The sequence below is a fragment of the Streptomyces sp. NPDC030245 genome (assembly GCF_055572995.1).
Map to the genome: position 1 here is coordinate 414,549 of NZ_JBVICF010000003.1, position 16,703 is coordinate 431,251.

Sequence of the window (16,703 nt, forward strand, 5' to 3'; positions counted from 1 at the left end):
GGGCGTCAGCGGCGCAGGGCCGGGTGGTCGGCCACCACCGTGCAGGAGCCGGGCGCGATCTCGGTGAAGCCCGCGTCGCGCACCACCGGGAGGCCGCTCGTCGTGAGGGCGCGCCACTGGCCGGCCCCGGGCGTGCGGACGGAGAGGGGGAAGCCCGCCTCGCGCCAGGCCGTGCGCTCCTCGGCCGGCAGCTCCCACCAGGCCAGCTGCGCGCCGTGGCCGGCCTGGGCCATCGCCTTGCCCGCCGACATGTCGACCTCGGGGCTCATCCACAGGACCGGGTGCGTCGGGTCGGCGCCGGCCGGGGGTTCCGGGTCGTCCAGGTCCGTGCCCGACACCTGGAGGCGCGCCAGCTCCTTGGGCCAGCCGTCCAGGGGGACCGGCGGGAAGACGCGGACCTCCGCCGCCTTGCCGGTGACGGTGATGCCGGGCAGCGCCTCCGCCCTGCGCCACTCGGCGCCGCGCGCCCTGCGCACCACCTTGCGGATGCGGGCGTCCTGCCAGTCGCGCATCGCCTGTGCCCACTCCCCTTCGCCGAGGGACCGCTCGTCGCTCAGCATCACCAGGACGGCGCGGGCCGCGGTCTCCAGGGCGTCCGTGCGGGCCGGGGGAGCGGCACGCTCGATGCGGGCGACGAGGGGCAGCACGTACTGCGGGGCCTCGTCGCGCGAGGTGCTCTCGTGCCGGAAGGGGCTGTCCCGCACGTCGGGCGTGGTCGTCTCGTCGCTGCTCACAGCCACCAGTCTGCCAGCGTGCGCGAGGATGGCCCGCATGGAACAAGATCTCGCGGTACGCCTCCAAGGGGTGGGCCGCCGCTACGGCGTGGGCGGCGCGTGGGTGCTGCGCGGTGTCGACCTCGGCATACGGGCCGGGTCCCTGGTGCGGATCGAAGGCGCCAACGGCACCGGGAAATCAACCCTGTTGAGGCTGGTCGCGGGCATCGACGCGCCCTCCGAGGGGCGGGTGGCGGGGCGGCCGCGCACGGCGTTCGTGCCCGAACGCTTCCCGGCCGCCCTGCCGTTCACCGCGGTGGGCTACCTCACGCACATGGGCCGCGTCCACGGCCTCGCGCGCGGCACGGCGCAGCGGCGCGCCACGGAGTGGCTGGAGCGCTTCGGCGCCGCCGGGTACGCGCGCACCCCGCTCGCGGAGCTGTCCAAGGGCAGCAGCCAGAAGGTCGCCGTGGCACAGGCCCTGCTGGCCGAGCCCGCCCTGCTGGTCCTCGACGAGGCGTGGACCGGCCTGGACGTTCCGGCCCGCGCCGAACTCGACCGGGCGGTGGCCGAGCGCACGGCGGCAGGCAGTGCCGTGGTCTTCGTCGACCACGATCCGCGCCGGCTGCCGGGGGCGGCCGACGAGACGTACGCGGTGTCCGGTTCCGGCCTCAACCGCCGTACGCCCGAAGCGACTTCGGCGGGCTGGCGGGGACCGACGGTCCTCATCGAGGCACAGGGAGCTCGGGGCGCGGAACTCCCGGCGGTCGTGGCGCAGGCGGTCGTGGGGGACGCGGTGGCCGGCCCGGGGACCCCCGACGGCATCACACGCCTCGTGGTCCCGCAACCGCACTCGGACCGGGTCCTGCGGGAACTCCTGACGGCACGGCCGCCGTGGCACGTGGTGTCGGTGCGGGGTGGGGAGGCGACGGTGCGGGGTGAGGAGATGACGGCGGGAGGCGGGGAGGCGACGGCGCGAGGCGGAGAGGCCACGGCACGGGGCGGGGAGACGATGGTGCGGGGCGGGGAGACCACGGCGCGGGGCGGGAGTGATTTGTGATGTCCTCGGCGCGCACGCGCTCCGCGCTGTCCCCGCTTCCCGCCCTGCTGCGCTATCAGACCGCCCTGCTCGTGCGCTCCCAGCGGTGGTTGCCGCCCGTCATCCTGTACGCCGTGTTCCTCGCCGTCGGCGTGCAGGGCGGGCAGCCCGTCCTCGACTCGCTCGCGTACGCGGCCGGGGCCCTGCTGCCCGTGGCGGCGTGGCTGACCCGGATCTGTGTGACCAACGAGCCGCCCGCGGCCCGCAGTTGCGCCGCGGCGGCCGCCGGCCCATTCCGCGCCCACCTCGCCTCGCTGCTCGCCGCGTTCCTCGCGTCGGCCGCGCTCGGCGGCGCGGCGGCCCTCGTCGTGACGGGCATCAGCGACGCGGTCAGCACCAACGCGCGGGTGCCGGTGCCACGGCTGGCCGCGGGCGCGGCGGGCCTGCTCGCGATGCTGGTCTGCGCGGCGCTCGGCACCGCGCTCGGAGCGCTCGCCAACTGGCCGCTGCTGCGTTCCGCCGGGCGGGCCGTGCCGACGATGCTGGTCGGTTCGCTGCTCCTCCTCGTCACCACGGGCTCCCCGGCGAAGTCGGCCCTCACCGACCTGACGACGGGTTCGCGGGAGGGCACAGTACCGCTGCCGCTGGGCGCGACGGCGGGGGCGCTCGCCGTGGCGGCGGGGGCGGTGTGGGCGGCGTGCGCCCTCTGTTCGCGACGGGGCTGACGGGGAGGGGACACCGCACCCCCGGCCGCCCCCGGCCGCCTCGACCTTTCAGCCGGAGCAGGCCGACCGCTGCGCCTCCAGCCACTCGCACGCCGGGCAGAGCGTGACGCCCTTGCGGGACTCGGGATGCTCGGTGGGCTCGCGGCACAGCACGCACTCCGCGCGGGGCTCGTCCGGCGCCGGGACCTCGCCGTCCGGAGCCGGAGCCGGACCCTCCGTACCGCAGTAGTCCTCATCCGCCATACGGACCAGCCTAGCTCCGCGCCCTCGCCGCCCCCGTGGCCGCCGCAGCCCCGGCCCTCCCGATCTGCTCCGACACCCGGACGAACCGGAACCCGCGCTCACGCAGTTCCGGGACGATCGTGCGCAGGGCGCGCTCCGTCACGGGCGCCGCGCTGCGCGTGCAGTGCATGACGACCACCGAGCCGGGCCGCACCCCGTCGAGCACCTGCCGGGCCACCGCGGAGGCGTCCGTCGCGAAGGCGTCGCCGCTGACCACGTCCCACTGGACCGCGGTGACGCCGCCGGGCGCGAGCGCGCGCAGGGCCCGTCGGTCGTAACAGCCGCCCGGGAAGCGGAAGTACGGCACCGGGTGCTCGACGCCCGCCGCACGGAAGGCGGTGAAGGCGCGCTCCATGTCGGCGCGCATCCGGGCCGCGGGGACCGCGGGCAGGCCGTAGCAGTCGCGGGTGAAGGCGTGGTGGCTGTACGAGTGGTTGGCGACCTCGAAGAGGGGGTCGCGGCCGATGCCCTTGGCCTGGTCCGGGTACTGCTCGGCCCACCGCCCCGTCATGAAGAACGTCGCGGGCACCTTCAGCCGCCGCAGCGTGGCGACCAGCTTCGGGTTGTCGAACCGTTCGCCGGCCGCCGCGCGGGGCCCCTGGTTCGCGGTCATGTCGGCGTCGAAGGTGAGGGCGACGGTGCGGCCGCGCGTCCGGGACCCGTGCGAGAAGACGGGGGTGAGGCCGGAGGGCCCCGGCGCGAGCGTGGGCGCGGCGGTCACCGGGGGCCGGGCGGGGCGCTCCGGCCCACCGGCCGCGCCGGTGCCGCCGCAGCCGGCGAGGACGGTGGTGGTCAGGGTGGAGAGGGCGCAGAGCGCGGCGCATCTCCGTACGAGAGTGATCACCCGATGAAGATATGGGGGTAAAAGCGGTAAGTAGGGAAAATTGGGCGTCAGGTGCGCCGAATGCTCCGCGCCGCCACCCGTCCGGCGTCCACCCCGTCAGATCCAGCCGTCCAGCGACGCCATGAACGCCTCGAAGTCGTCCCGGTGCATGGTGTGCCCGGCGCCCCGGACCGTGCGCACCTCGAAGCCGCGCCGCGCCAGCTCCTCCTTGAGCGGGTCCCCGACGACGGGGCTGGGGTCGGCGACCTGCACGAGCGAGGGCACGACGGGCGCCGCCGGAGTGCGGTCGACCGCGCCCGCGCCGGAGAGCGACAGCGCGGTGTCCGGATCCCACACGGCGAGGGTGGCGGCCTCGATGTCCACGTCGACCGCCTCCCAGCGCGGGTTGAACTTCGCTATGACGTCGCGGGGGACCCGCTTGAACTCCACGAACACCGCGGGGTCGACCGCGCCCTCGCCGCCGAGCGCCCACGCGGGGTCGGCGTACACGGCCTGCGCGGGCGCGAGCCGCTCGGCCGCGAGGGCCAGCGCGAGACCGCCGAGCGAGTGCCCGAGCGCGAGTTCCGCACCGGTCGGCAGGGTGTCGACCAGGTCGTCCGCGAAGATCTCCGCGCCGTAAGCGCCGCGCCCGCTCGCCCCGTGCCCGCGCAGGTCCACGGCGATCACGCGGTAGCCCTTGCCGGCGAGGGCGGGGCCCACGCGGCGCCACGTCCGGTGGTCCGACATGATCCCGTGGACCAGGAGGGCGACGCGGTCGCCGGTGCCCCACTCGTGGGTGTGCAGCTTCATCGTGGTGGTGCCTTTCCGGTGCGGGGGAGGCGAGCAATACACCTGGATCTTCCGGGGCGGACCCGCCCGCTCCGGCGGCGGGCTGCCCGATGTGACGCACGCAACGGGCTCCGGCCACGCACAATGCAGCACCGGGGCACGGACCGAGGCAGTCTCGGAGCGGCCCCGCAGGCGACCCCGGGGAGGGGTCCGAGGCGACGGAAGGAAGCACTATGCGTCCGGTACTCCGCGACGACGTACGGCGGTTAGCGAAGAGATGGGTGGACCAGGCGCGGGCCGACGCGCTGAAGAACGGCGAGGAGCCGCCCCCCGAGTTCCGCAGCGTGCCCGACGACCAGCGCGGGGCCCTGTTCCGCGAGGCGCACTACTGGCACACGCTCGCGTCCGGCCTCTTCCTGGAGCAGTCCGTGCCGCCCCGCCCCTCCGAGGCGAACATCCGCGCCATGCGCAGGCACCTCGCGGACTGCGCCGGGCAGCTGCGCTCGATGATGGACCGGCGCGGCGAACTCCTGCCCGCGGGCGCCCGCGAGCAGCTCGCCACCCTGGAGCTGCGCGTGGCCATGGCGCTCGACCTGGTGGAGAACGCCGGTACGGCCTGGGCCCGCGAGACCGACGCGGCCTGGCACGAGCTGATGCTGCTGGCGAGGCTCCTCGACTACGACCCCTCGCGCACGGTCGACGACTGGGTGCCCGAGGGGTGGAACAACTTCGCGGGCCTCTGCCTGGTCTAGGTCCGTCCGTCCGCCCGTGCGCCCGCCCGGTCCGGTCCGTCCGGTCCGGTCCAGGGCCCGGTGAAAGCCCTGGCCCGGGATATCCTCGTCTTCGGTACGACCAGTTCGACCGGTACGTCGGTACGCCCGGTAGACCCTGAAGGTCTCCCGCGTCGCAGCGCTCTACGTGCCCCAGCGCCCCGCGACCACAAGGAGTCCTTGATGCCCCGCATCGAGTGGACCGAGAACGACCCCACCGGCCCCGGCACGGGCGCCGACCCGGACGCTCCCGTTCAGGATGCCCGCTGGCACTCCGAGAGCGGTGCCCCGGCGCCCCGCCGGGTCGTCGTCGCCGACGACCGGACCAAGGCCGACGTGGCCTACCGGCTCGTCTGCGAGGGCACCGCTCTGCTGTGGCGCGGCGACTTCCACGGTGCCCGGCAGCTACTGAGCGCCCTGGGCCGCCGCGTGGACCGGAAGGCGGCCGGGCGGGGCAAGGGGGCCGCTCGGGGCAAGGCGGCGGCCCAGGGCGGGGCGGCCGCGTCCGGCGCCTCGGTCGCCGACTCCTTCCACCTGCACCGCCGCGCCCGCGGCCACCGCGCCCGCGTGCTCGGCATGCTGCTCGTACGCCTGGAGGACGACCACGGCCTGGCACTGCGCCGGGCGCCCGACGTGCGTGCCGCCTGCCACGAGGCGTACGGACCGCCCGACGGGCCGATGGTGGTCTCCCTGCGCGAACTCCTGGGCGTGATCGGCGCCCACGAGTGGCGGACCAAGGGGGTGCACGTGCCCGCTCTCGACGACCGGATCCACCCGCACTACGGCGTGTTCTCCCCGGTCAGGGGCGAGTACGTCGACCTGGTGGCGCAGGCTCCGCTGCCCGGCGCGGCCGAGCAGGGTGCGGACGGGCGGGGTGCGCCCCCGCGGCGTACGGCGTTCGACATCGGCACCGGCACCGGCGTGCTCGCGGCCGTCCTCGCCCGCCGGGGCGTCGACCGCGTGGTGGCCACCGACATCAACCCGCGCGCCCTCGCCTGCGCACGGGACAACGTCGAACGGCTCGGGCTCGCGGGGCGGGTGGAGGTCGTCGACACGGGCCTCTTCCCGGCGGGCCGCGCCACGCTCGTGGTCTGCAACCCGCCGTGGCTGCCCGCCCGGCCGACCTCCGCCGTCGAGCAGGGCGTGTACGACCCGGGCGGCGCGATGCTGCGCGGCTTCCTGGACGGGCTCACCGAGCATCTGGAGCCCGCGGGGGAGGGCTGGCTCATCCTCTCCGACCTGGCCGAACACCTCGGACTCCGCACGCGCGACGACCTGTTGGCGGCCTTCGACGCGGCCGGGCTGCGGGTGGTCGACCGCCATGACATCGCGCCGCGCCATCCGCGCGCCGCGGACGCCGGCGACCCCCTGCACGCCGCCCGCGCGGCCGAGGTGACCTCGCTGTGGCGGCTGACTCCGGCGTGACCTGACCCGACCTCGCCGGGTCGGCCGGCTGAGTGGGCCGACCCTCGAAGCAACCCTTTTGAAGCAACTGCTTCAGAACGTGCTAGCGTCACCACTCGTCAGTTCTGAAGCGGTCGCTCCAAAAGCGGGGGGCGGCTGCCTGCGACCGGGAGGGCCGCTGCCATGCCGCTTGCGGTGTACATCGTCGGGCTGGGCATCTTCACCCAGGGCACCTCGGAGTTCATGCTCTCCGGCCTGCTGCCGGGCATGGCCGAGGACCTGGGCGTCTCCGTCCCCGACGCCGGGCTGCTCATCTCGGCCTTCGCGGTCGGCATGGTCGTCGGCGCGCCCCTGCTCGCCGTCGCCACGCTCCACTGGCCGCGCCGCACGGCTCTCGTCTGCCTCCAGGCGGCCTTCGTCGTGGCCCACGTCGTCGGCGCCCTCGCGCCCGGCTACGCCGTCCTGTTCGTGACACGCGTGGTCAGCGCCCTCGCCTACGCCGGGTACTGGGGCGTCGCCGTGGCCACCGCGGTGGCGCTCGTGCCCGCGGACGCCAAGGCGCGGGCAGTCGCCGTTCTCGCGGGCGGACTCACGCTCGCCACCGTCGTGGGTGTGCCCGCGGGCACGGTCCTGAGCCAGTTCGCCGGCTGGCGCGCCGCGTTCTGGGCGGTGGCCGCGGCCACCGTGGTGAGCCTGGTCGGCACGCTGCTCGCCGTCCCCGGCGGCCGCGGCACGGACGCCCGCCCCTCGGTCCGCGCCGAACTGCGGGCCATGGCGCGGCCGCAGCTGTGGCTCTCGTACGCCGTCACCGCCTTCGCCTTCGGCGCGGTCATCGTCACCTTCAGCTATCTGGGGGCGCTGCTCACCGAGGTGAGCGGGGTCTCCGAGGGGTGGGTGCCCGTGGTCCTCGCGCTGTTCGGCGTCGGCGGCATGGCGGGCATCGCGATCGGCGGACGCACCGGCCAGGCGCGTCCCCTCGGCACGCTCGGCCTCGGGCTCGGCGCGCTCGCCGTCTTCTCCGCGCTGCTCGCGCTGACGGCGCACGTGACGGCCATGGTGATCGCCCTGGTCTTCCTGCTCGGCCTCGTCGGCTACGTCACCAACCCGGCCTTGCAGTCACGGGTGTTCACCCTCGCGCCGGGCGCGCCGACGCTGGTCGGCGCCACCAACACGGCCGCGTTCAACGTCGGCAACACCGTCGCCCCGCTGCTCGGCGGCCTGGCCATCGACGCTGGGCACGGCTACGCCTCGGTGGCCTGGGTCGGCGCCGCGCTGGCCGCCATGGGGGCGGCGGGCGTGCTGTGGGCGGCGCGCCTCCAGAGGGCCGCGCACCCGCAGAGGGCGGCGCGGGCAGAGCTGCCGCCGCCGGGACACCGTACGACCACGACCGCTCACGACACCGCGAAGGCAGAGGCATGACCACCACCGAACACCAGGACCACACCCCGCACGCCCCCGCCCGCATCCGCGTCACCGCGGACCCCGACTGGTACGAGTCGGCGGGCATCTCGCTCGGCGTCCGCGTCGGCGACCTCGTCTTCACCTCGGGGCAGGCCCCCGTGGACGAGCACGGACGCACCGTGGGCGCCGGCGACTTCGAGGCGCAGGCGCGGCGCGCGCTCGCCAACCTGTCCACCGTCCTGGCCCACGCGGGCTCCGGCCCCGACCGCATGGTCAAGGTGACGGTCTTCGTCACGGACGTCGCGCACCAGGACGCCTTCGCCCCGCTCCGCGCGGAGTTCTACGGCACGCCGCCTCCCGCGGAGAGCTTCGTGCAGGTCGCCGCGCTCGCCGACCCCGCGTGGCTGATCGAGATCGAGGCCGTGGGTGTCGTGGGCACCGACGGCAAGTGACATAGCCCCTGTTTTGTAAGCACGTTCCAAAACGTCTACCGTGGGCGCATGGCCAGACCACGAGAGTTCAACGAGGACCGGGTCGTCACCGCGGCCATGGAGACGTTCTGGCGCCACGGGTACGAGGGCACCTCGACGCGCGATCTGTGCGACAGCACGGGTCTGGGCCCTTCGAGCCTCTACAACACCTTCGGCGGCAAGCGGCAGCTCTATCTCCGCGCCCTCCGGCGCTACCACGACACCGCCACCGCCGAGCAGGTCGAGATCCTGCGCGGGGCAGGTCCGGCCAAGGCGCGGCTGCGCGCCATGATGGTCCACGCCGTCGACGCCGACCTCGACGAGGCGGGCGCGCGCGGCTGCTTCGCCATCAACGCGGCCGTCGAGGCCGCCGGGCTCGACCCGGAGGTCAGGGAGGCGGTGCGGCGCAGCTTCGACCGGGTCGAGGACGAGCTGTGCGCCGTCGTGGAGGAGGGGCGGCGCGCGGGCGAGATCCGGTCCACCGGCGACGCGAGGACCGTGGCGCGCCGCGTGCAGAGCACGTACTACGGCCTGCGCGTCCTCAGCCGCGTGCAGGACGACCGCGAGACGCTGCTCGCCACGGTGGACGGGGCGCTGGCCGACCTCTGACCGCACGGCGGGCGACTCCGCGGCAGACGACCTCACGGCAGGTGATCTCGCGGCGCACTCACGTCCCGCTCACGCGCACCACCCGTCCGTTTACCGGATGTTGATCGGGTGCGGCGACGCTCCACGAGTCCATGTCGCCCCTGTTCGGGCCTGCGCCCGACGGAATCGACCGGAGGTACGCACATGAAGGTTGTCCGCTCCCTCAAGAAGAAGATCACCGGCGAGAAGAGCCTCAAGGCCTACGCCTGGTACCACTGGTACTAGACCGAGCCGGTCACCCGCGCGCATCCCGCGCGGATGCGCATCCCGTAGGGACGTAATGCGCCGTTGAGACCCGTGCCCGGTGTGCCGCACCCCGACGCGGCCACCGGGCGCGGGCCTCCCGCTCCTGGAGATCTCCGATGTCCACATCCGGTACCGACCGGCTCGCGCGGACCACCGTCTTCACCCCGCGACTCCACGCCCTGCTGCGCGACCACCTCGGCCAGGACGTGTTCCGCCTCGACGCCGACACGGTCGGCGTCGCCGGGGCCGCACTCACCGACCAGATCCTCGCCGCGCGACCCGCCACCGAACGCGAACGCCCCACCTTCAAGCCGCTCCACGGGCGCTCCATCCCGCGCACCGAGGCGTCCACCGTCATGCGGGCCATCGGCCGCGACGTGCGGGCGGCGCTGAAGAAGCCGCTGCCGGGCACCATCGACCTCACCGGGGAGTGGCCGCACGTCGGCCACGTCCACCTGCGCGAGCTGATACTCGGCGCCGACCCGTACCGGCTGCGCATCCTCATGGACCGCACCCTGGAGCTGACGCCCAAGCTGACCTGGACGGTCATCGCCACCGGCGCCGCCCTGCCGCGCCGCCTCCGGCCGGGCGCACCCGTCACGAGCATCGCGGGCCTGACCGCGGACGCCACCACCTACGGCGACCGCCGCTACGCCATGGGCCTGTACCGGCGTGCCGCCGCGCCCGTCTGCTTCACCGTCTCCACGCTCGTCGCCAACGCGTACTGGCTGGGGGCGCCCTTCGACGACGAGACGCCGAACGAGCACATCCTGTACGAGTCCATGCGGCTGCTCCCGCCGTCCTGGAACATCCTGCGGAACGCGTCCCCCGAGTACCCCGCCCTCGACGACCGCATCGGCGCCGGCGACGACGTCCTGCTGCTGCCGCTGCTCAGCCACCGGGACCCGGAGCTCTGGGACGACCCGGAGGAGTTCCGCCCCGAGCGCTGGGCCGCCCTCGACCCCGACGACCACCCCGGCTACCTGCCCTTCGGCCACGCCTCCGAACGCTGCTGGGGGCGGCACATGGTGATGCCGCTGGCCGGGATGCTGCTCGACGTCCTGCGCGCCGACGGGGCGACGGTCGACCCCCGGCAGACCACCGCCAAGGTGCCGCTCGCGGGGCTGCTCGGCGTCGACAAGGTGCGGCTCGTCCGGCCGGGACGCCAGGACTAGCCCTCGCGCCGGAACAGGGCCGTCCAGAGGAAGGGCTCACCGAAGAGCCCCGAATCCGACGGCTCGTCCCGCATCCTGCGCAGCTCGACCTCCGTCAGGCCGGAGAAGATCGCGCGGAGCGAATCCGGTGTGTACGCGAGGCCGCCGTGCAGCCGGGCCTGCCGGTAGAAGTCCGCGTCGGACAGCTCGGACCCCATGCCCCCGGCGCCGGCCGCGAAGCAGGTGAGGGCGAAGTGGCCGCCGGGCGCCAGGGCGCGGTCCAGGAGGGCGAGGTAGCTGACGCGGCGGTGCGGCGGCAGGTGGTGGAAGCACCCCGAGTCGTAGATCAGGTCGTACGGGCCCGCCAGTTCGGTCTCCGCGAGCGCGAAGGCGTCACCGCGGTGGAAGCGGATGTCGGCGCCCGCCTCGCGGGCCCGCTCCGCGGCCCAGTCGAGCGCGGCGGGCGACAGGTCGACGGCGTCCACCTCGTGGCCGAGGGCGGCGAGGCGCAGCGCGTTGCGCCCGGGGCCGCAGCCCAGGTCGAGGGCGCGGCCCGGGGCGATGAGGCCCCGCTCGGCGTACGAGACGAGGTTTTCGTCCGGCTCGGCCGCGAAGAACGGCACCGGCTTGGCGCGGTCCGCGTAGAAGCCGTCCCACCAGCTCGCCCCGTCGGCCGTCCAGCGGTCGGCCGCCGGCTCGAACAGGCCGTCCAGGAGTCTCATCACGTCGTCGATCGTGCGGATGCCGCGGTCCATCAAGTCCCCTTCCCGAGAGGGCAATTGTAGGCGTCGGCCTGACGAAACCGCAGGTCAGTGGGGAGTGGAAGGTGTCTCGCGGCGGGCGTGCGCGGGGGTTTGCGGAGTCGGTGCGCGGATGGTTGGCGCGTCCCCCGCCCGGCGTCCCAAAAGGCGTCCGCGCACCCTCGGGAGGTCCTCCAGGGGCCTTTCGGCGCCACGGCGGGGTCACTTGTTCACGCGACGTATCCCCAGAAGTAATCCCAGCTGCTTGGATGTTCGAGCTCCCGAACAAGGGCAGCACCCGCACCACCCGTCACCCCGGCAACCACCCCCACACTCACAGGAGTCACCGTGCCGCACACAGCGCCGCGCAGGACCCGGGCCGCCGCAATCACCTCCGTGCTCGCCGCCACCACGCTCGCCGCCGTCGCCCCGTCCGCGACCGCCGCCGACGCCTCCGCCGCTCCTCCCTCGCTCAAGGTGCTCACGTACAACGCCTTCCTGTTCAGCAAGTCGCTCTACCCGAACTGGGGCCAGGACCACCGCGCCAAGGCGATACCCGCCGCCGAGTTCTTCCGGGGCCAGGACGTCGTCGTGCTGCAAGAGGCGTTCGACAACTCGTCGTCCGACGCGCTGAAGGCCAACGCGGCCGCCCGCTATCCGCACCAGACCCCCGTGATGGGCCGGAGCAGGAGCGGCTGGGACGCCACCGGAGGTGCCTACTCCTCGGTGACGCCGGAGGACGGCGGAGTGACGGTCCTGAGCAAGTGGCCCGTCGTACGCAAGGAGCAGTACGTCTACAAGGACGCGTGCGGCTCCGACTCCTACTCCAACAAGGGCTTCGTCTACGCCGTACTGGACGTGAACGGCACCAAGGCGCACGTCGTCGGCACGCACGCCCAGTCCACCGACCCCGGCTGCGGCAGCGGCGAGGCGGCGGCCACCCGCGCGAAGCAGTTCAAGGAGATGGACGCCTTCCTGGACGCCAAGAACATCCCCGCCGGCGAACAGGTCATCGTGGCGGGCGACTTCAACGTCGACTCGCACAGCTCCGAGTACGCCTCGATGCTCGCCGACGGGGGCCTCGCCCCCGCCGACGACCGCACCGGCCACCCGTACTCCTTCGACACCCGCGACAACTCGATCGCCGCCGAGCGTTACCCCACCGACCCGCGCGAGGACCTGGATCACGTCCTCCACCGCAAGGGCCACGCCCGGCCCGCCACGTGGCACAACGAGGTGATCAAGGAGCAGAGCGCGCCCTGGAAGGTCACCAGCTGGGGCAAGGAGTACACGTACACGAACCTGTCGGACCACTACCCCGTGACGGCGTACTAAGGGAAAGGGCCCGCTACTTGCGCCAGGGGCCCGTCACTTGTGCCAGGGGCCCCTCACCGCGAACGTCGTGCCGGGCGTGTAGCAGTTCACGTACATCGTCTGGTGGTCGGGGGAGAAGGTGACGCCCGCGAACTCGCCCCACGCGGGCTCCTCGGGCGTGCCGATGGTCTGGCGGTTGCGGGCCACCGCGTAGACCTCGCCGCTCCGGGTGACGCCGTACACGTGCTGGGCGCCGTCGCCGTCCTCGCACACCAACAGGCCGCCGCTGGGCGCGAGGCAGATGTTGTCGGGTGACTCGCCCGGCAGCTGGATGTCGGTGCGCGGGCCGAAGACGACGACGAGGGTGAGGCGTCGGCCTGACGGGTCGTACCGCCAGATCTGCCCGAAGTGGTCGGCCGCCGAGCCGTCGCCGCTGCGCGCGAAGGACGACACGAAGTAGACGGACGAGCCGCCCCAGTAGCAGCCCTCCAGCTTCTGCGCGTGGGTGATGCCCTTCTTGCCGAAGTCCTGGTGGCGGATGGGGGTCCGGGCGGCCAGCGGGTCCGGCACGTCGACCCACTCGATGCCGTGGAAGGCCGCGCCCGTCTCCTGGATCGAGGACAGGTCGGCCACGCCGGGCACCCGCATGGCCTGGAGCCTGCCGCCCGCGCGCAGCGAACCGCGGCCGCCCCCCGGCTTCTCGGGCAGGAAGCGGTAGAACAGGCCGAAGGGCTTCTCGAAGGCGTCCTCGGTCTCATAGATGACGCCGCGCTTCGGGTCGACGGCGACGGCCTCGTGCTGGAAGCGGCCCATCGCGGTCAGCGGCACCGCGCCGGTGCGCCGCGGGTCCACCGGGTCGACCTCGAAGACGAAGCCGTGGTCCTTGGTGTAGCCGTTCGTGCCGGCCTTGTCCTCGGTCTCCTCGCAGGTGAGCCAGGTGCCCCAAGGGGTGGGCCCGCCCGCGCAGTTGACGGCGGTCCCGGCGATCGCGACGCGCTCGTCCAGGACCTTGTCCCTCCGGTCGAGCGCGAGCGCCGTACAGCCGCCCTTGGCCGCCGGGTCGTAGGTCAGCCCCTCGACGGTCGGCACGCCGATCCTGCCGGTGACGCGGTTCTCGTGGTTGCGCACGAGATGGACGCCGCCATTCCTGCCCCGGAAGGCGGCCATGCCGTCGTGGTTGCTGGGCACTCTGCCCTCACCCGACCGCAGGGGCTCGCCCTCGCGCGAGAGGACCTGGTAGCGGAAACCTTTCGGCAGATCGAGCAGACCCTTGGGGTCGGGGACGAGCGGGCCGTAGCCGGTCTTCCCGTGCGCGGCCGCGGTGCCCGCGAAGAGTTCCGACAGAGCGCCGGTGAAGGCGATCCCGGCGCCCAGGGCACCGGTACGGGCGAGAACCTGACGTCGAGTGGCAGACATGCTGGGCGACCTCCTGCTGGCGGACAGGAATATGACCGGATGTGTGTACCACGCGCCCTGGTGCACGGGAACCACGCGCGTAGCTTCCGTTTCACGTGCCGACTGCGCGCGCCGTCCCGCGTCCCCGCCGGAGAGACCGGGGGAGGGGCTACTCGCCCACGAGTCCCTTCGCGTCCCGTGCGAGCGCCGTGAGCCGCGAGATGGCCCGGAAGTACTTCTTCCGGTATCCGCCGTTCAGCATGTCCTCGCTGAAGAGCCGGTCGAAGGGCACACCGGAGGCGAGCACCGGTACCTCTCGGTCGTACAGCCGGTCGGCGAGCACCACAAGACGCAGCGCGGTCGACTGGTCCGGCACCGGCGTCACGTCGGTGAGGCAGACGGCGGCGAGGCCGTCCGTCAGCGCGCCGTACCGGCTCGGGTGGACCTTGGCCAGGTGCGCGAGCAGGTGCGGGAAGTCGTCGAGCGAGGCACCGTCGGTCGCGTACGCCGCCTTGGTGACCTCCTCCTCCGAGTACGGAGCGGGGGCCTCCGGAAGGCCCCGGTGGCGGTAGTCCTCGCCGTCGATCCGCAACGCCTTGAAGTGGGACGACAGGCCCTGGATCTCCCGCATGAAGTCCGTGGCCGCGAACCGGCCCTCGCCGAGCTTGCCCGGCAGCGTGTTCGAGGTCGCGGCGAGCGCCACGCCCTGCTCGACGAGCTTGGAGAGCAGCGAGGAGACCAGGACCGTGTCGCCCGGGTCGTCGAGCTCGAACTCGTCGATGCAGAGCAGCCGGTGACCGCTGAGGGTGCGCACGGTCTGCTGGAAGCCGAGCGCGCCGACCAGGTTCGTGAGCTCGACGAAGGTGCCGAACGCCTTCTGCTCGGGCGCGGCGGGCGCCGCGTGCCAGAGGGAGGCGAGGAGGTGGGTCTTGCCGACGCCGTAGCCACCGTCGAGGTAGATGCCGCGCGGGCCCGCGGGGGCGGCGGCCTTCTTCTGGAACCAGCGCCTGCGGCCGGAGCCGGAGGCGTGCGCCCCGCCGAGCCCCGCCGCGAAGCCGCTGAGGACGCGGACGGCCTCGGTCTGGCTCGGCTGGTTCGGGTCCGGAATGTACGTATCGAAGCGGACCGAGTCGAAGCGCGGCGGCGGCACCATCTCGGCGACCAGACGGTCTGCCGGGACGTGGGGCTCACGGGCGCACAGGGACAGCGGAGCCACTTCGGCCATGGGGCGGTGCCCGGAGGCGGCGGAGGAGGACGACACGGTTCCCCAGCTTAAGGGGCGTGCAAGACTGCGGACATGCGACGCCTGTTCCCTGTGACCGACCAGACAGCAGACCAGACGGCAGACCGGACGGCGGGCCGGGGGTCCACCGCGGCCGACGAGACGGCCGACCGGGAGTGGAGCCTCGACGAGCTGGCCGACGCCTACGCCTACCCCGAGGGGGAGACGACCTGGCTGCGCGCCAACATGGTGTCCACCCTCGACGGCGCGGCCCACCACGACGGCCGCGCCCACCCCATCTCCGGCGCCACCGACATGCGGATCTTCGGCACCCTGCGCAGCCTCGCCGACGCCGTGGTCGTCGGCGCCGAGACCGTCCGCAAGGAGGGATATCGCCCGGCGAAAGCACGTGCGGTCTTCGAGCGGCACAGGGCGGCGGCCGGGCAGTCGGCGGCGCCCGCCATCGCGGTCGTCAGCGCCGGTCTCGACCTGGACTTCTCGCTTCCGCTCTTCACCGCCCCGGTGACGCCCACGCTCCTGCTGACCGGCGCCTCCGCGCCCGCCGACCGGATCGCCGCGGCGGAGAAGGCGGGCGCCGTCGTGGTGATCGCCGGTGCGGGCGCGACCGTGGAGCCGGAGCGGGTGGCGCCCGCGCTGGCCGAGCGGGGGCTGACCAGGCTGCTCACGGAGGGCGGGCCCCGCCTCCTCGGGCAGTTCGTGGCCGCCGGGGTGCTGGACGAGCTCTGTCTGACGGTGTCCCCGATGCTCACGGCGGGGGACGCCCAGCGGATCGCCGGCGGGTCCGCTCTCCAGGTGCCGGCGCGCTTCGCGCTGGCGTCCGTGCTGGAGGAGGCCGGGTTCCTCTTCACTCGATACCGTCGAACCTGACAATCAGCGGAATCAGCCGTTCCGTTTGGCTTCGGCTGGGCACACTAGATCTCGCAGACCCCGTGCGGCCACGGGGCAGGATGGTTTCCGCAAGGGCCTCACGGTGCGAGGCCCACGGATGAGAAGGGCGCCTGGCGTGTTCACAAGCGTATTGATGATCGAGAAGGCCCTGACCTCCGCCGACGTGGAGTTCGTCACCACCCTGCACGGGGACGAGCCGGTCGCCTTCCACGTACTGCTCCAGCCCAGGGGCGATCAGGCGGACCGTCTGCTGCGGGCCATCGACGACGTCGCCCTCGGCGAGCTGGACGAGGCGGCGCGCGAGGGCGAGACCCCGGAGGGCGAGGACGCGACGGGCCCCGGCGAGCAGGCGCTGCGGGTCTCGCTGACCGCGCTGCGCGCGGCGGGCTGCGCGGCCCAGGGGCGGCTCATCGAGGACCACCCGCTGGACGCGCTCAAGACCCTGGTCGAGGACGCCGACGCCGACGAGGTGATCGTCCTGACCGACCCGCACTACGTGGAGGAGTTCTTCCACCGTGACTGGGCCTCACGGGCGCGCCACAAGGTGGGCGTGCCGGTCCTGAAGCTGTTCTCGCACAGCCCGGCCGACGAGGCGTAGCCGGCAGCCGGGTGCCTCGGGCGTCGCTGGCCGCGCGAGGCCATAGGCTGGGGCCTGCTCA

Annotated in this window: 19 protein-coding genes; 12 read left to right on the forward strand and 7 right to left on the reverse strand. The window is 73.7% G+C overall.

Going from position 1 to position 16,703, the window contains the following annotated elements:
* Positions 1–5: 5 nt before the first annotated feature.
* The gene (locus ACZ4Z4_RS10350) at positions 6–773 is read right to left on the reverse strand and encodes a peptidyl-tRNA hydrolase (RefSeq protein ID WP_468324935.1); all 768 of its coding nucleotides are present in this window, start codon (positions 771–773) and stop codon (positions 6–8) included.
* On the opposite strand from ACZ4Z4_RS10350, the gene ACZ4Z4_RS10355 reads away from it, so the two are divergent.
* Together ACZ4Z4_RS10355 and ACZ4Z4_RS10360 are read left to right on the forward strand one after the other, a co-directional pair.
* The gene (locus ACZ4Z4_RS10355) at positions 772–1,773 is read left to right on the forward strand and encodes an ATP-binding cassette domain-containing protein (protein WP_468324938.1); all 1,002 of its coding nucleotides are present in this window, start codon (positions 772–774) and stop codon (positions 1,771–1,773) included. The two genes, ACZ4Z4_RS10350 and ACZ4Z4_RS10355, sit on opposite strands and share 2 nt — an antisense overlap.
* A complete protein-coding gene (locus ACZ4Z4_RS10360) occupies positions 1,773–2,477 on the forward strand; it encodes an ABC transporter (RefSeq protein WP_468324941.1) in 705 nt (234 codons plus the stop codon). Before ACZ4Z4_RS10355 ends, ACZ4Z4_RS10360 begins: the two co-directional genes overlap by 1 nt.
* A 48-nt stretch (positions 2,478–2,525) precedes the next feature.
* On the opposite strand, the gene ACZ4Z4_RS10365 is transcribed toward ACZ4Z4_RS10360, so the two are convergent.
* From ACZ4Z4_RS10365 to ACZ4Z4_RS10375, 3 genes are all read right to left on the reverse strand, one after another.
* Complete coding sequence (locus ACZ4Z4_RS10365) at positions 2,526–2,720, reverse strand: hypothetical protein (protein WP_468324942.1); 195 nt, start codon at positions 2,718–2,720, stop codon at positions 2,526–2,528.
* A gap of 10 nt (positions 2,721–2,730) precedes the next feature.
* Complete coding sequence (locus tag ACZ4Z4_RS10370) at positions 2,731–3,603, reverse strand: polysaccharide deacetylase family protein (RefSeq protein ID WP_468324944.1); 873 nt, start codon at positions 3,601–3,603, stop codon at positions 2,731–2,733.
* 96 nt (positions 3,604–3,699) lie between these two features.
* Positions 3,700–4,392 carry an alpha/beta fold hydrolase gene (locus tag ACZ4Z4_RS10375; protein ID WP_468324947.1) on the reverse strand — a complete coding sequence of 231 codons (693 nt, stop codon included), beginning with the start codon at positions 4,390–4,392 and terminating at the stop codon, positions 3,700–3,702.
* A 260-nt stretch (positions 4,393–4,652) separates the two neighbouring features.
* On the opposite strand from ACZ4Z4_RS10375, the gene ACZ4Z4_RS10380 reads away from it, so the two are divergent.
* The 7 genes from ACZ4Z4_RS10380 (at position 4,653) to ACZ4Z4_RS10410 (ending at position 10,485) form a co-directional block, all read left to right on the forward strand.
* A complete protein-coding gene (locus ACZ4Z4_RS10380; RefSeq protein ID WP_468324949.1) occupies positions 4,653–5,123 on the forward strand; it encodes a hypothetical protein in 471 nt (156 codons plus the stop codon).
* 201 nt (positions 5,124–5,324) lie between these two features.
* On the forward strand, positions 5,325–6,566 hold the full coding sequence (locus ACZ4Z4_RS10385; protein ID WP_468324951.1) for a methyltransferase: 1,242 nt from the start codon (positions 5,325–5,327) through the stop codon (positions 6,564–6,566).
* Positions 6,567–6,728: 162 nt separating this feature from the next.
* Complete coding sequence (locus tag ACZ4Z4_RS10390; protein ID WP_468324953.1) at positions 6,729–7,964, forward strand: Cmx/CmrA family chloramphenicol efflux MFS transporter; 1,236 nt, start codon at positions 6,729–6,731, stop codon at positions 7,962–7,964.
* Positions 7,961–8,398, forward strand: a complete 438-nt coding sequence (locus tag ACZ4Z4_RS10395; protein ID WP_468324955.1) for a RidA family protein — start codon at positions 7,961–7,963, stop codon at positions 8,396–8,398. The genes ACZ4Z4_RS10390 and ACZ4Z4_RS10395 overlap by 4 nt, the downstream gene beginning before the upstream one ends.
* Positions 8,399–8,446: 48 nt before the next feature.
* Positions 8,447–9,025 (forward strand): TetR/AcrR family transcriptional regulator, encoded by a 579-nt coding sequence (locus tag ACZ4Z4_RS10400; RefSeq protein WP_468324958.1) that lies wholly within the window; start codon positions 8,447–8,449, stop codon positions 9,023–9,025.
* Positions 9,026–9,208: 183 nt separating this feature from the next.
* Positions 9,209–9,289, forward strand: coding sequence for a tryptorubin family RiPP precursor (locus tag ACZ4Z4_RS10405; RefSeq protein ID WP_223828759.1), 81 nt, complete (start codon positions 9,209–9,211; stop codon positions 9,287–9,289).
* A gap of 137 nt (positions 9,290–9,426) precedes the next feature.
* Positions 9,427–10,485, forward strand: coding sequence for a cytochrome P450 (locus ACZ4Z4_RS10410; protein ID WP_468324961.1), 1,059 nt, complete (start codon positions 9,427–9,429; stop codon positions 10,483–10,485).
* Here the strand turns inward: ACZ4Z4_RS10410 and ACZ4Z4_RS10415 are convergent.
* Positions 10,482–11,219 carry a class I SAM-dependent methyltransferase gene (locus ACZ4Z4_RS10415; RefSeq protein ID WP_468324963.1) on the reverse strand — a complete coding sequence of 246 codons (738 nt, stop codon included), beginning with the start codon at positions 11,217–11,219 and terminating at the stop codon, positions 10,482–10,484. The genes ACZ4Z4_RS10410 and ACZ4Z4_RS10415 overlap by 4 nt on opposite strands.
* Positions 11,220–11,552: 333 nt before the next feature.
* On the opposite strand from ACZ4Z4_RS10415, the gene sph reads away from it, so the two are divergent.
* A complete protein-coding gene (sph, locus tag ACZ4Z4_RS10420) occupies positions 11,553–12,539 on the forward strand; it encodes a sphingomyelin phosphodiesterase (RefSeq protein ID WP_468324964.1) in 987 nt (328 codons plus the stop codon).
* A 33-nt stretch (positions 12,540–12,572) separates the two neighbouring features.
* Here sph and ACZ4Z4_RS10425 read toward each other — a convergent pair whose 3' ends face one another.
* Entirely contained in the window at positions 12,573–13,934 is a 1,362-nt protein-coding gene (locus ACZ4Z4_RS10425; RefSeq protein WP_468324966.1) for an alkaline phosphatase PhoX, read from the reverse strand.
* Between the two features lie 148 nt (positions 13,935–14,082).
* Positions 14,083–15,174: a cell division protein ZapE gene (gene zapE / locus ACZ4Z4_RS10430; RefSeq protein WP_468324969.1), complete on the reverse strand. Its 1,092-nt coding sequence runs from the start codon at positions 15,172–15,174 to the stop codon at positions 14,083–14,085.
* A gap of 36 nt (positions 15,175–15,210) precedes the next feature.
* On the opposite strand from zapE, the gene ACZ4Z4_RS10435 reads away from it, so the two are divergent.
* Both ACZ4Z4_RS10435 and ACZ4Z4_RS10440 read left to right on the forward strand, forming a co-directional pair.
* Positions 15,211–16,023 carry a pyrimidine reductase family protein gene (locus tag ACZ4Z4_RS10435; RefSeq protein ID WP_468324972.1) on the forward strand — a complete coding sequence of 271 codons (813 nt, stop codon included), beginning with the start codon at positions 15,211–15,213 and terminating at the stop codon, positions 16,021–16,023.
* A 136-nt stretch (positions 16,024–16,159) separates the two neighbouring features.
* Complete coding sequence (locus tag ACZ4Z4_RS10440) at positions 16,160–16,642, forward strand: indole-3-glycerol phosphate synthase (protein ID WP_468324974.1); 483 nt, start codon at positions 16,160–16,162, stop codon at positions 16,640–16,642.
* The last annotated feature ends 61 nt before the right edge of the window (positions 16,643–16,703 follow it).

Bases quoted from the DNA above. Each gene is read 5' to 3' on its own strand.
- ACZ4Z4_RS10355 (WP_468324938.1), top strand. From the start codon at position 772: ATGGAACAAGATCTCGCGGTACGCCTCCAAGGGGTGGGCCGCCGCTAC.
- ACZ4Z4_RS10350 (WP_468324935.1), bottom strand. From the start codon at position 773: ATGCGGGCCATCCTCGCGCACGCTGGCAGACTGGTGGCTGTGAGCAGC.
- ACZ4Z4_RS10360 (WP_468324941.1), top strand. From the start codon at position 1,773: ATGTCCTCGGCGCGCACGCGCTCCGCGCTGTCCCCGCTTCCCGCCCTG.
- ACZ4Z4_RS10365 (WP_468324942.1), bottom strand. From the start codon at position 2,720: ATGGCGGATGAGGACTACTGCGGTACGGAGGGTCCGGCTCCGGCTCCG.
- ACZ4Z4_RS10375 (WP_468324947.1), bottom strand. From the start codon at position 4,392: ATGAAGCTGCACACCCACGAGTGGGGCACCGGCGACCGCGTCGCCCTC.
- ACZ4Z4_RS10385 (WP_468324951.1), top strand. From the start codon at position 5,325: ATGCCCCGCATCGAGTGGACCGAGAACGACCCCACCGGCCCCGGCACG.
- ACZ4Z4_RS10390 (WP_468324953.1), top strand. From the start codon at position 6,729: ATGCCGCTTGCGGTGTACATCGTCGGGCTGGGCATCTTCACCCAGGGC.
- ACZ4Z4_RS10395 (WP_468324955.1), top strand. From the start codon at position 7,961: ATGACCACCACCGAACACCAGGACCACACCCCGCACGCCCCCGCCCGC.
- ACZ4Z4_RS10400 (WP_468324958.1), top strand. From the start codon at position 8,447: ATGGCCAGACCACGAGAGTTCAACGAGGACCGGGTCGTCACCGCGGCC.
- ACZ4Z4_RS10405 (WP_223828759.1), top strand. From the start codon at position 9,209: ATGAAGGTTGTCCGCTCCCTCAAGAAGAAGATCACCGGCGAGAAGAGC.
- ACZ4Z4_RS10410 (WP_468324961.1), top strand. From the start codon at position 9,427: ATGTCCACATCCGGTACCGACCGGCTCGCGCGGACCACCGTCTTCACC.
- ACZ4Z4_RS10415 (WP_468324963.1), bottom strand. From the start codon at position 11,219: ATGGACCGCGGCATCCGCACGATCGACGACGTGATGAGACTCCTGGAC.
- ACZ4Z4_RS10425 (WP_468324966.1), bottom strand. From the start codon at position 13,934: ATGTCTGCCACTCGACGTCAGGTTCTCGCCCGTACCGGTGCCCTGGGC.
- ACZ4Z4_RS10435 (WP_468324972.1), top strand. From the start codon at position 15,211: ATGCGACGCCTGTTCCCTGTGACCGACCAGACAGCAGACCAGACGGCA.